The 11,976-nt window shown below is 44.6% G+C and carries 10 protein-coding genes; 8 read left to right on the top strand and 2 right to left on the bottom strand.

The window, feature by feature from the left end:
• Positions 1–103: 103 nt before the first annotated feature.
• Positions 104–2,752, bottom strand: a complete 2,649-nt coding sequence (gene glnD / locus BA1DRAFT_RS16380; protein WP_036781263.1) for a bifunctional uridylyltransferase/uridylyl-removing protein GlnD — start codon at positions 2,750–2,752, stop codon at positions 104–106.
• A 136-nt stretch (positions 2,753–2,888) separates the two neighbouring features.
• Positions 2,889–3,686: a type I methionyl aminopeptidase gene (gene map / locus BA1DRAFT_RS16375; protein ID WP_036781261.1), complete on the bottom strand. Its 798-nt coding sequence runs from the start codon at positions 3,684–3,686 to the stop codon at positions 2,889–2,891.
• A 428-nt stretch (positions 3,687–4,114) separates the two neighbouring features.
• On the opposite strand from map, the gene rpsB reads away from it, so the two are divergent.
• The 8 genes from rpsB to rseP all read left to right on the top strand — a co-directional run bounded on the left by rpsB (position 4,115) and on the right by rseP (position 11,961).
• On the top strand, positions 4,115–4,840 hold the full coding sequence (rpsB, locus tag BA1DRAFT_RS16370) for a 30S ribosomal protein S2 (protein ID WP_036781258.1): 726 nt from the start codon (positions 4,115–4,117) through the stop codon (positions 4,838–4,840).
• A 150-nt stretch (positions 4,841–4,990) separates the two neighbouring features.
• Positions 4,991–5,842 (top strand): translation elongation factor Ts, encoded by an 852-nt coding sequence (gene tsf / locus BA1DRAFT_RS16365; RefSeq protein WP_036781255.1) that lies wholly within the window; start codon positions 4,991–4,993, stop codon positions 5,840–5,842.
• Between the two features lie 153 nt (positions 5,843–5,995).
• Positions 5,996–6,724, top strand: a complete 729-nt coding sequence (gene pyrH / locus BA1DRAFT_RS16360) for a UMP kinase (protein WP_036781253.1) — start codon at positions 5,996–5,998, stop codon at positions 6,722–6,724.
• A gap of 119 nt (positions 6,725–6,843) precedes the next feature.
• On the top strand, positions 6,844–7,401 hold the full coding sequence (gene frr, locus BA1DRAFT_RS16355; protein ID WP_036781275.1) for a ribosome recycling factor: 558 nt from the start codon (positions 6,844–6,846) through the stop codon (positions 7,399–7,401).
• A 142-nt stretch (positions 7,402–7,543) separates the two neighbouring features.
• The gene (gene ispC / locus BA1DRAFT_RS16350; RefSeq protein ID WP_036781251.1) at positions 7,544–8,740 is read left to right on the top strand and encodes a 1-deoxy-D-xylulose-5-phosphate reductoisomerase; all 1,197 of its coding nucleotides are present in this window, start codon (positions 7,544–7,546) and stop codon (positions 8,738–8,740) included.
• A gap of 283 nt (positions 8,741–9,023) precedes the next feature.
• The gene (gene ispU / locus BA1DRAFT_RS16345) at positions 9,024–9,719 is read left to right on the top strand and encodes a (2E,6E)-farnesyl-diphosphate-specific ditrans,polycis-undecaprenyl-diphosphate synthase (protein WP_228999042.1); all 696 of its coding nucleotides are present in this window, start codon (positions 9,024–9,026) and stop codon (positions 9,717–9,719) included.
• Positions 9,720–9,728: 9 nt separating this feature from the next.
• Positions 9,729–10,577 (top strand): phosphatidate cytidylyltransferase, encoded by an 849-nt coding sequence (cdsA, locus tag BA1DRAFT_RS16340; RefSeq protein ID WP_036781248.1) that lies wholly within the window; start codon positions 9,729–9,731, stop codon positions 10,575–10,577.
• A 28-nt stretch (positions 10,578–10,605) separates the two neighbouring features.
• Positions 10,606–11,961 (top strand): sigma E protease regulator RseP, encoded by a 1,356-nt coding sequence (rseP, locus tag BA1DRAFT_RS16335; RefSeq protein ID WP_082303709.1) that lies wholly within the window; start codon positions 10,606–10,608, stop codon positions 11,959–11,961.
• The last annotated feature ends 15 nt before the right edge of the window (positions 11,962–11,976 follow it).

Here is an 11,976-nt window from a genome sequence, read left to right as displayed (position 1 = left end):
TTGGCTACACTCACTCACCCCGGTCACATAGTTCTCTATGCTCCCGGGGATTCGCTCCCTTGCCGCCGCGATGCATCTTGAAATCCATAGGGTATATATTGAGTTATATTTTATCCTTTGGATTTAGGGTTGCTGTCAACCTTTCTGATAATTCTTCTCTGACTTTTTTATTTAAAGCTTTGTGATCTTTATCCGCCAGAACAAAAAAATCTTCGACACGCTCACCAATCGTGGTGATATGTGCACCATGTAGTGAAACCCCCATTTCGGCGAAAATATTACCGACTCTTGCCAGTAACCCCGGTTGATCCAGGGCAAATAGTTCCATATAGGTTCGTCGTTCGTTATGGGTAGGTAAGAAGGTCACTTTTGTTGGTACGTTGAAGTGGCGCAATTTGGTTGGTAATTTTCGTGTTTTCGGTGTCTTGGTATAAGGGTCCAGAACGACTTGTAAAAGTGCGTTACGTATTATTTCATGGCGATCCAATGCTAAAGGATGACCATTGGGTTCCAGTACTACGAAGGTATCCATTGTCATGCCATCACGATTGGTAAATATTTGAGCATTATGAACACTCAGGTTACGTCTATCCAGTTCGCCGACAACTGCCGCAAACAGGGAAGGACGATCTAAGCTCCAGATAAAAATTTCTGTACCACCGCGGGTTGGCTTGGTACTTATCAATATCAGCGACTCTTGAGAATCATGTTGCACTAGATGACGGGCGTGCCAGGCAAGTTGTTTTGGCGTGTGGCGAAGGAAATAATCTGCGTGACAACGACTCCAGAGCCGATGAAGTTCCTGTTCGTTAATATTATCTTGGCGCAACAGAGCAAGTGCCTGAAAACGGTTATGACGGATACGTTCCCGAAAATCTGGCGTATTTCCCTGGCGCAATTGATGCTCTGTAGAGAAATAGAGTTCCCGTAACAAGCTCTGTTTCCAACTGTTCCATAGATTGATATTGGTTGCGCAGATATCAGCGACTGTCAGGCAGATTAGGTAGCGTAACCGGGTTTCATTGAGGATTTGATGGGCAAATTGCTTGATGATTTCTGGGTCCTGAATATCTCGTCGTTGAGCTGTGACTGACATTAACAGATGATGACGAACCAGCCAGGCTACCAAATCAGCTTCTCGTGAGTTAAGCCCGTGTTGCAGTGAAAACGCTAGCGCATCGTCAGCGCCAAGTTCAGAATGGTCGCCAGTACGCCCTTTGGCGATGTCATGAAATAGCGCAGCAAGACGTAGAAGCTCAGGTTGAGGCAGACGAGGGTATAGCTCAACACAGAGTGGATGGGCTGGACGGTTATTCTCATCGGCAAAACTTTCCAATTTTCTCAGTACGCGGATGGTATGTTCATCGACGGTATAGGCGTGAAACAGATCAAACTGCATCTGACCGACAATATTGCCCCAAAGCGGTGTGTAAGCACCAAGAACACTGTGACGATGCATGGGCACAAATGCGCTTTCAACCGCCCTGGGGTGACGTAGAATATCCATAAAGATTTGGCGAGCCTCCGGCAATTCGCACAATGGCTGAGACAGGTTGCGGCGCGCATAACGGAGGTGGCGTAACGTAGTAGAATAAATGCCTTGAACTTCTTCATATTCTGCCATGCGATAAAACATCCGCATAATAGCTGCGGGTTCTTTGATAAACAGGGTTTCGTCGATTAGATCAATAAGTTGCCCCCGTAGCTGGAATTCACTGTCCAGTGGGCGGGATTTTTCATTGGTTTCCAGTGCCAGAATAGCTTCATCAAACAGTTGCAGTAGCATATTGTTGAGTTCGCTAACGCGGCGTGTCATCCGATAGAAATCTTTCATCATTCGTTCTACCGGTTGATTACGTTCCCCTTGATAACCTAATAATTGAGCAATACTGAACTGGCGATCAAATAACAAGCGATTATCATAACGGTTGACTACCAGATGAAGAGCAAAGCGGATACGCCAAAGGAAGCTTTGGCATTCATTTAATTCATTACGTTCTTCCACTGTTAGGAAACCAAAGTCGACCATTTCATCTATGGAGGTTGCACCAAAATGGCGACGGGCAACCCACAGTAGGGTATGAATGTCTCGCAACCCTCCGGGGCTGCTTTTGATATCAGGTTCCAGATTATAACTTGTACTGTGATAGCGCTGGTGGCGTTCGTGTTGTTCAACAATTTTGGCATCAAAGAAGTCAGTAGAAGGCCAAAAACCATCACTGAAGGTATGTTGCTGTAATTGAAGAAAAATGGCTGGATCGCCGCAAATTAATCGTGATTCGATTAAATTCGTCGCAATAGTTAGATCTGACAGCCCTTCCAGCAAACACTCTTCAAGTGTGCGAACACTGTGACCGACTTCCAGCCGGATATCCCATAGTAAAGTGATAAATTGTCCAACATTCTGAGCTTGAGGCGGTGTGAGCGACTGTTCGCTGAGTATCAGTACGTCAATATCAGATAGCGGATGCAGTTCCCGTCGGCCATATCCGCCGACGGCAATCAATGAAAGTGATGAAATCTTATCAAATCCATAGGCATGCCATAATTGTTGTAATAACTGGTCTATGTAATCACTGCGTGCAGAAATCAAGGCTTCTGCGGAAATCCCCGCTTTAAATGCATGCTCTAGCCAAAGTTGAAATTCTTCGAGGTGCTGTTTCAACATAGGGTAGTGAAGCTCTTCGCTAGAAAAATCAGCGGGAGAAAGTGGCGGGATAGGGGCCCGAATTGTGGCGATATCTGCTGGCATAAGCATAAACCTATGAGAAGGGCGAATCATAAGGCCAGATTACTGAGAAAGTAGGGGGTTAAACAAGAGGATATTGCAGAGAAGAGATGAGAAGCCTTGTATGATTTCAGCAAGGCTTCGTAGTGTGCTGTTTTAATTATTCATTTACCAAGACTGCGGAAAGCGCTGACTCTTCTTCTTTACGCCATGTCATGATTTCACAGCCGTTATCAGTAACAACAATGGTATGTTCATACTGTGCAGACAGGCTGCGGTCCTTCGTTTTGACTGTCCAGCCATCTTTCATGGTACGGATGCGGTAGTCACCGGTGTTAACCATAGGTTCAATAGTAAAAGCCATGCCTTTTTGCAGAACAACACCACCATCATCAGCGTCATAGTGCAGTACTTGTGGTTCCTCATGGAACCCTTCGCCGATGCCGTGACCGCAATATTCACGGACTACAGAAAAATCGTTAGCTTCAACAAATTGTTGGATGGCTCTACCAAGGGTGCGCAGGCGAATACCGGGCTTCACCATTTTCAAGGCCAGATAGAGGCTTTCCTGAGTGATGCGGCATAGGCGCTCACCCTGAATGGTTGGTTTGCCAACAATGAACATTTTTGATGTATCACCGTGGAAGCCCTCTTTGATGACAGTCACATCGATATTAACAATATCGCCATCTTTCAATGCCTTATCATCACTAGGGATACCATGACACACTACGTCATTAACAGAAATACAAACGGATTTTGGGAAACCATTATAACCAAGGCAGGCAGAGACAGCCTGTTGTTTATGGGTAATGTGATCGTGACAGATACGATCTAATTCACCTGTTGTTACACCGGGTTTGACGTAAGGTTCAATAATTTCCAACACTTCTGCCGCCAGTCGACCGGCGACGCGCATTTTTTCAATATCTTCAGAGGTTTTAATTGAGATTGCCATGAAACTTGTCCATTCAATGCCAGCGAATCTGCTGGTTGTATGTTTTTCAACAAGGAAAAAATTATTGAACTAATGGTATCAGCCTACAGAATATCTGCCAATAACAGTTGGCAGCCCTATTTCCCTCGTTACCTTTTTGCCTATCAAGAATACCTTCCGTAACCCTGCCTTTCTTTTCACATTGAGCTATCGGAAAGTGACAACAAAAGTTGGTGTCTTAGGTGGGTTTATGATATAAAGCGCGCCGGCGTTCTCTGTATTTGCCACTGAGGCAAAACAGAGTGGCGTTAAATATACTCACTGTGTAATAACACACACGAGTCGGCACATACACCGGGGTGCTCTCATGCAGAACATGCAGCTAAGGAGTCGGTGTTATGGGGCTCGTGGAGGCATAACCCCAACTTAATATTTTACAGAGGTTTACAATGGCAACTGTTTCCATGCGCGATATGCTGCAAGCGGGCGTTCACTTCGGTCACCAGACTCGTTACTGGAACCCAAAAATGAAACCATTCATCTTTGGCGCTCGTAACAAAGTGCATATCATCAACCTGGAAAAAACTGTTCCAATGTTCAATGACGCGTTAGCTGAACTGAACAAAATTGCTTCACGCAAAGGCAAAATTCTGTTTGTTGGTACTAAGCGTGCTGCGAGCGAAGCGGTTAAAGAAGCAGCTCAGAGCTGTGATCAATACTTCGTTAATCACCGTTGGTTAGGCGGTATGTTGACTAACTGGAAAACCGTTCGTCAGTCCATCAAACGTTTGAAAGATTTAGAAGCACAGTCTCAGGACGGTACTTTTGACAAACTGACCAAGAAAGAAGCGTTAATTCGTTCTCGTGAACTTGGTAAGTTAGAAAATAGCTTGGGCGGTATCAAAGATATGGGCGGCTTACCTGACGCTCTGTTTGTTATCGATGCTGAACATGAACACATTGCTATCAAAGAAGCAAACAACCTGGGTATCCCAGTATTTGCGGTTGTTGATACTAACTCTGATCCAGATGGTGTTGATTTCATCATCCCTGGTAACGATGACGCAATCCGTGCAGTAAAACTGTATCTAGGTGCTGTTGCTACCGCTGTTCGTGAAGGTCGTTCTCAAGATCTGGCTGTTCAGGCAGAAGAAAGCTTTGTAGAAGCTGAATAATAAGGCAAGCTCATTATTGAGCCCTTATTAACCAGGTATTGAAATATATTGGTTAGGGGGGCCTGTTATGGCCCCCTTTTACGTATCTAATATAAGAACTATCCATGCGGAATACTCTCTTCCTGCGGGATACATCGAGGAATAAAACAAATGTCTGGAATTACCGCTGCTTTGGTAAAAGAACTGCGTGAGCGTACTGGCGCAGGTATGATGGAATGTAAAAAAGCGCTGGTTGAAGCTAATGGCGATATCGAGTTAGCGATTGACAACATGCGTAAATCAGGTCAGGCGAAAGCGGCTAAGAAGGCTGGCCGTGTCGCTGCTGAAGGTATCATCCTGACGGAAGTGGCTGCTGATGGTAAATTCGGCGCTTTAGTTGAGCTGAACTGTGAAACTGACTTCGTTGCTAAAGATGCTGGCTTCATCGCTTTCGGTAAAGAAGTTATGGCGACAGTATTGGCTGATAAAGTCTCTGATATTGAAACGCTGAAAGCTAAGTTCGAAGAGCAGCGTACCGCACTGGTTGCTAAAATCGGTGAAAACATCAACATTCGTCGCGTTTCTGTATTAGAAGGCGAACAATTGGGTACTTACCTGCATGGTGCGCGTATCGGTGTTCTGGTTGCGGCTGAAGGCACTAATGAAGAGCTGATTAAGCATGTGGCTATGCACATCGCTGCAAGCAAGCCAGAATATGTTAACCCAAGCGATGTACCTGCTGACGTTGTTGAGCGTGAGCACCAAATCCAACTGGATATCGCAATGCAGTCTGGTAAGCCACGTGAAATCGCAGAGAAAATGGTTTCTGGCCGTATGAATAAATTCACCGGCGAGATCTCTCTGACAGGCCAGAATTTCGTGATGGATCCGAGCAAAACTGTCGGTGATCTGTTGAAAGAAAACAATGCTAAAGTGACCAGCTTCATCCGTTATGAAGTGGGTGAAGGTATTGAGAAAGTTGAGACTGATTTCGCAGCGGAAGTTGCTGCAATGAGTAAATAGTCTTAATTTTTACAAACAGGGCCGCCAAATGGCGGTTCTGTTTTATCTAATCTAAACTGCCTATCCCAGTAGGCATTGAGTTTTTGCATCTGGTCAGAATGACCCGGATGTATGTAAATCCCCAATATACTTTTCTGCTTAGGACAGAACATCATGGCAACCAATGCAAAACCCGTATATCAGCGTATCCTGCTTAAACTCAGTGGCGAAGCCCTGCAAGGTGCAGAAGGTTTTGGTATAGATGCCAGCGTTTTAGATCGCATGGCTCAGGAGATCAAAGAACTGGTTGAGTTAGGCGTACAGGTCGGTGTCGTCATTGGCGGTGGTAATCTGTTTCGTGGTGCTGGCTTGGCAGAAGCAGGAATGAACCGTGTAGTCGGCGACCACATGGGCATGTTGGCAACAGTAATGAATGGTCTGGCAATGCGGGATGCATTACACCGCGCCTATGTGAACGCCCGTCTAATGTCTGCAATTCCTTTAAATGGCGTTTGCGATAACTATAGTTGGGCAGAAGCGATTAGTTTGCTACGTCATGGTCGTGTTGTTATTTTCTCTGCGGGTACCGGCAATCCGTTCTTTACTACAGATTCGGCAGCGTGTTTGCGCGGTATTGAGATTGAAGCAGATGTTGTGCTAAAAGCAACTAAAGTAGATGGTGTTTACTCGGCTGATCCGGCGAAAGATTCAGAAGCGGTATTGTTCGATAAGCTCTCTTATCAGCAGGTATTAGAGCGTGAATTGAAAGTTATGGATTTGGCGGCATTCACTCTGGCTCGTGATCATAGCTTACCCATTCGCGTATTTAACATGAATAAGCCGGGGGCGTTACGTCGTGTGGTGATGGGGGAAAATGAAGGTACCCTGATTTCTCATGAGTAATGTTCAAAGACACCAGAGATGTTTGGCGGTATGATGAGTCGCCTGATACGCCAAATTTAACAAATCATGGTCATAATGATTTATGGCTTGAAAACAACCAGTTCCCAAGGGTTTGTAACGTGATTAATGAAATCAAAAAAGACGCACAAGACCGTATGGAAAAGAGCGTCGAAGCACTTAAAAACCAAATTAGCAAGGTTCGTACCGGCCGAGCTTCTCCTAGTCTGCTGGATGGTATCACTGTTGAGTATTATGGTGCGCCAACGCCTTTGCGTCAGCTTGCTAACGTTGTTGCTGAGGATGCACGTACCCTGGCTATCACGGTATTTGATCGTACTATAACGCCGGCGATTGAAAAGGCAATCATGGCTTCTGATTTAGGGCTGAATCCATCTTCTGCGGGGACAACAATCCGCGTTCCTTTGCCACCATTGACAGAAGAGCGCCGTAAAGATTTGATTAAGGTGGTTCGTGGTGAAGCTGAGCAGGGGCGTGTCTCTGTGCGTAATATTCGTCGTGATGCTAACGACAAAATCAAAGCGCTGTTGAAAGACAAAGAGATCAGTGAAGACGATGAGCGTCGTGCGCAGGATGATATTCAAAAACTGACGGATAATTTCATCAAAAAAGTTGATGAAGCTTTGACGAAGAAAGAAGAAGAACTGATGGAGTTCTAATCTCTTTCATGCGATACATCAGCGCTGCTATCGTGCGGCGCTATTTTTTTATTCGGCATTTCTCTGAAGTCATGAGCGTTCATAGCTAGGCAAATCAGACAAGTATCAATACACACCAAATAAAACAATTCAGAGCATCAGTATGAAAAGGTTGACCATTCTTGGTTCCACAGGTTCGGTAGGCAAAAGTACACTTACTGTAGTTCGCAATAATCCTGATAAATTTAAAGTAACAGCGCTTGCCGCTGGAAAAAATATCCAGGTTATGGCTGAACAATGTCTGGAATTTCGGCCTCAATATGCTGCGATGGCGGACGAAGTTTCCGCAAAAGAGTTGCGTCAGTTGCTCATTGAACAAGGTTGTAAAACTGAGGTATTTTTCGGGGAACAGGCTGCGTGTGATTTAGCTGCTTTGAATGATGTTGATCAGGTGATGTCTGGGATTGTTGGTGTTGCTGGTTTATTGCCAACGTTGGCTGCTATCCGAGCGGGTAAACAGATTTTACTTGCTAATAAAGAGTCGCTAATTACCAGTGGCCGATTTTTTATGGATGCGGTGGCGCAATATAATGCTCAACTATTACCCATTGACAGTGAACATAATGCTATTTTCCAGAGTTTACCTGAAGTCATACAGCGAAACCTTGGGCGCGGAGATCTAAAACAACACGGAATTGCTAATATCATTCTGACAGGATCTGGCGGGCCTTTTCGTCATACTCCTTTGGAGCAATTGGCTTTTGTTACACCGGACCAGGCTTGTGCTCATCCGAATTGGTCGATGGGGCGTAAGATTTCGGTAGATTCTGCGACAATGATGAATAAGGGGTTGGAATATATTGAGGCGTGTTGCCTGTTCAATGCATCTGCGGCGGAAATGGAAGTGGTAATTCATCCTCAATCGGTTATTCACTCTATGGTTCGTTATCAGGATGGCAGCGTTATTGCTCAATTAGGAACGCCGGATATGTGTACACCAATTGCCTATGCAATGGCGTATCCAAATCGTATTGCTTCTGGTGTTGAACCTCTTGATTTTTATTCTTTGGGTACACTGACGTTCTCGAAACCAGATTATGAACGGTATCCGTGCTTGAAACTGGCTATTGAAGCTTGTCACGCAGGTCAGGCTGCAACGACAGCCTTAAATGCAGCGAATGAAGAGATCGTTAAGGTTTTTTTACAAAATGGAATCTCTTTCACAGATATTGCAATTATAAACCGGCAGGTTGTAGAAAAATTAAATTTACCGGAACCTCAGAGCATTGAGGAGGTCTTACAGATTGATAATCTCGCAAGAGAGTTGGCTATGAAGACTATTCGTTCATTTATCAGGTAGTCTTGGATTGGCAAATGGGTATTTGTCTGCATTTTTACCTGATGGTATAGTTTGCGTATAACTGTTGGTTGATATAATTAACGGTCCAGATTTTGGAAGTTCTCTTCCAGATAATTAGGCTTTTACCCAGGCCGTGGATACCAGACACGGCTTTTTTACGTTTGGATGCCTGAACTTGTAAGAGAATTACCCTGACCAGTAAAGGATTAATTGAGTGATATTATCCAGCAATCATCATCAGAACGATTTATCGTCATTATTACCTAAACATGTTGCTATTATTATGGATGGTAACGGCCGTTGGGCAAAGAAACGAGGGAAATTAAGAGCCTTTGGTCATCGTGCGGGGATTAAAGCGGTACGGAGTGCGGTGAGTTTCTCGGCTAAACATAAAATTGAGTCACTGACGCTATACGCTTTCAGTAGTGAAAACTGGAATCGACCGGAGCAAGAAGTCAGTTCTTTAATGGAATTATTTATTTTTGCACTAGATAGCGAAGTCAAAAGTTTACATAAGCATAATATTAGATTATCTGTTATTGGCGATATCAGCCGGTTCAGTGAGCGTTTACGGGATCGTATCTGTCGCTCAGTTAAGTTGACTGCTAATAATACGGGGCTGCGACTTAATATTGCTGCAAATTATGGTGGTCGTTGGGATATTGTTCAAAGTGTTCAGAAAATTGCTCAACAGATTAAAGATAATTCCCTTGAGCCACAGGATATTACTGAAGAATTAGTTAATAATTATATGAATCTAAGCCAGCAGCCTCAGGTTGATTTAGTCATCAGAACCGGAGGTGAGCATCGTATCAGTAATTTTCTGTTATGGCAGATAGCTTATGCAGAATTCTATTTTACCGATATACTCTGGCCTGATTTTGATGAAACCGTTTTTGAAGGTGCAATTAATGCCTTTGCTAAAAGAGAACGCCGGTTTGGCGGAACAATACCAGACGATGCCGATGTGGGATCATAGGAGGAACTCTTGCTGAAGTACCGCCTTATAACGGCTGTGATATTAATCCCTCTTGTGATTGCCGCTCTGTTTTTGCTGCCGCCAGTAGCGTTTGGGCTGGTTATTATCGCTGTTTCAACCCTTGCCGCATGGGAATGGGGGCAATTCGCTGGCTTATTCAGCCAAACGAAACGGGCTATTCTGGCGGCTCTGTTTGCTATTGGTTTATTAGCCCTACAGTATACTCTGCCAGATTTCACTGATTTGATTGGACAGCCGCAAATCACTTTTGCCCTATGGGGGGGGATGATTTGGTGGATTGTCGCGACGCTTCTGGTTGTTACCTACCCTTCTTCCGCTGCAATTTGGAAGAAATCCATTTTATTGCGCCTTTTGTTTGGTATCCTGACATTAGTGCCGTTCTACTGTGGAATGATGGTCTTACGGACCCAAGGATATGGTGATAATTCATATTATGGCGCATGGTGGTTACTGTATGTCATGTTGCTGGTATGGGGGGCGGATTCTGGTGCTTATCTTTTCGGACGTACTTTAGGTAAACGTAAAATGGCGCCGAAAGTTTCTCCAGGAAAAACGCTGGAAGGATTAATCGGAGGATTAATGACAGCGGCCATTATTTCATGGTTGTTTGGGAAATATGCTCCAGTACCTGCAATGCCTGAAAAACTTATGTTGTGTTCTGCTATTGTTGTTATCGCTTCTGTATTTGGTGATTTAACTGAGAGTATGTTCAAACGTGAATCAGGTATTAAGGATAGCAGCCAGCTAATTCCGGGACATGGCGGTGTTATGGATCGTATTGATAGTCTGACTGCTGCGATCCCTGTTTTTGCCGGCATGATATTGCTGGTGTTTTGATCTCTCTGTTTGACGGCGTTTAAAAAATATGATGGGAATTCTCTGGAATCTGGCGGCTTTTATTATTGCGCTAGGCATATTGATCACTGTGCATGAGTTCGGTCATTTTTGGGTAGCCAGAAAGTGTGGTATTCACGTTGAACGTTTCTCCATTGGTTTTGGTAAAGCGCTATGGCGGCGTATGGATCGCCAGGGAACGGAGTATGTTATAGCCCTTATTCCACTGGGGGGATATGTGAAAATGCTTGATGAGCGTGTTTCACCTGTTTCTCCTGAACACCGTCATATGGCATTCAATAATAAAACACTTGGTCAACGTGCCGCGGTTGTCAGTGCTGGGCCAATTGCTAACTTTTTATTGGCGGCTGTGGTTTATTGGTTAGTGTTTATTATTGGCGTGCCGGCAATACGTCCTGTTGTTGCGGATATCAAATCAGATTCTATCGCTGCGCAAGCAAATATTTCATCGGGAATGGAACTAAAATCCGTAGATGGTATCGAAACGCCTGATTGGAATTCAGTTCGTTTTGCTCTGGTGGGCAAGATAGGTGATGATAATATGACCGTTCAGGTTATCTCTCTTGGTTCATCATATCCGGTAGAGAAAATTCTGGATTTGCGGCAATGGAGCTTTGATCCTGATAAGCAGGACCCTGTATTGTCTCTAGGGATTATGCCTGTCGGTCCTCGTTTGGATTCTCTGGTGGAAAAAGTTATTCCTGGCTCCGCAGCGGAAAAGGCGGGTTTGCAAAAGGGGGATAGGATAGTTAAAGTCGGTGACCAGGAAATAGATGCTTGGCATACTTTTACATCCTTTGTCAGTAATAATCCTAATGTCCCGCTGGAACTTTCCGTGGATCGGGCTGGTCATATTATTTCTCTTTCTATGACGCCGGAAGTAAAACAACAATCCGGTGGCAGGAAAGTTGGTTTTGCCGGTGTGGAACTGCGAGTTGTGCCATTAGCCGATGAATATAGAATCGTTCAGCAATACGGGCCTTTCTCTGCCATGTATCAGGCTGGAGATAAGACTTGGCAACTGATGCGATTAACTGTCAGTATGATTGGTAAGCTGATCGTTGGTGATGTGAAAATTAACAACCTGAGTGGGCCTATCTCTATTGCCAAAGGGGCGGGGGTGTCGGCTGATTCCGGCTTGGTGTATTATTTGATGTTTTTGGCGCTGATAAGCGTCAATCTTGGGATTATTAACCTAATCCCATTACCTGTGTTAGATGGTGGACATCTGCTCTTCTTGTTTATCGAAAAGATAAAAGGTGGGCCGGTTTCCGAGCGTGTACAAGACTTCAGCTATCGCATCGGTGCCATGATACTGGTGTTATTGATGGGGCTTGCACTTTTCAATGATTTCTCCCGTTTTTAAAGCGGAAGACTGGTT

The sequence above is a fragment of the Photorhabdus aegyptia genome (assembly GCF_000612035.1).
Lineage (GTDB): Bacteria > Pseudomonadota > Gammaproteobacteria > Enterobacterales > Enterobacteriaceae > Photorhabdus > Photorhabdus akhurstii.
The sequence above is the reverse complement of the archived record's forward strand: the minus strand, read 5'-3'. Positions and strand labels throughout refer to the sequence as shown.

What these genes read in the sequence shown, in the direction of transcription:
- glnD (WP_036781263.1), bottom strand. Translation starts at nt 2,752, where the DNA reads ATGCCAGCAGATATCGCCACAATTCGGGCCCCTATCCCGCCACTTTCT.
- map (WP_036781261.1), bottom strand. Translation starts at nt 3,686, where the DNA reads ATGGCAATCTCAATTAAAACCTCTGAAGATATTGAAAAAATGCGCGTC.
- rpsB (WP_036781258.1), top strand. Translation starts at nt 4,115, where the DNA reads ATGGCAACTGTTTCCATGCGCGATATGCTGCAAGCGGGCGTTCACTTC.
- tsf (WP_036781255.1), top strand. Translation starts at nt 4,991, where the DNA reads ATGTCTGGAATTACCGCTGCTTTGGTAAAAGAACTGCGTGAGCGTACT.
- pyrH (WP_036781253.1), top strand. Translation starts at nt 5,996, where the DNA reads ATGGCAACCAATGCAAAACCCGTATATCAGCGTATCCTGCTTAAACTC.
- ispC (WP_036781251.1), top strand. Translation starts at nt 7,544, where the DNA reads ATGAAAAGGTTGACCATTCTTGGTTCCACAGGTTCGGTAGGCAAAAGT.
- ispU (WP_228999042.1), top strand. Translation starts at nt 9,024, where the DNA reads ATGGATGGTAACGGCCGTTGGGCAAAGAAACGAGGGAAATTAAGAGCC.
- rseP (WP_082303709.1), top strand. Translation starts at nt 10,606, where the DNA reads ATGATGGGAATTCTCTGGAATCTGGCGGCTTTTATTATTGCGCTAGGC.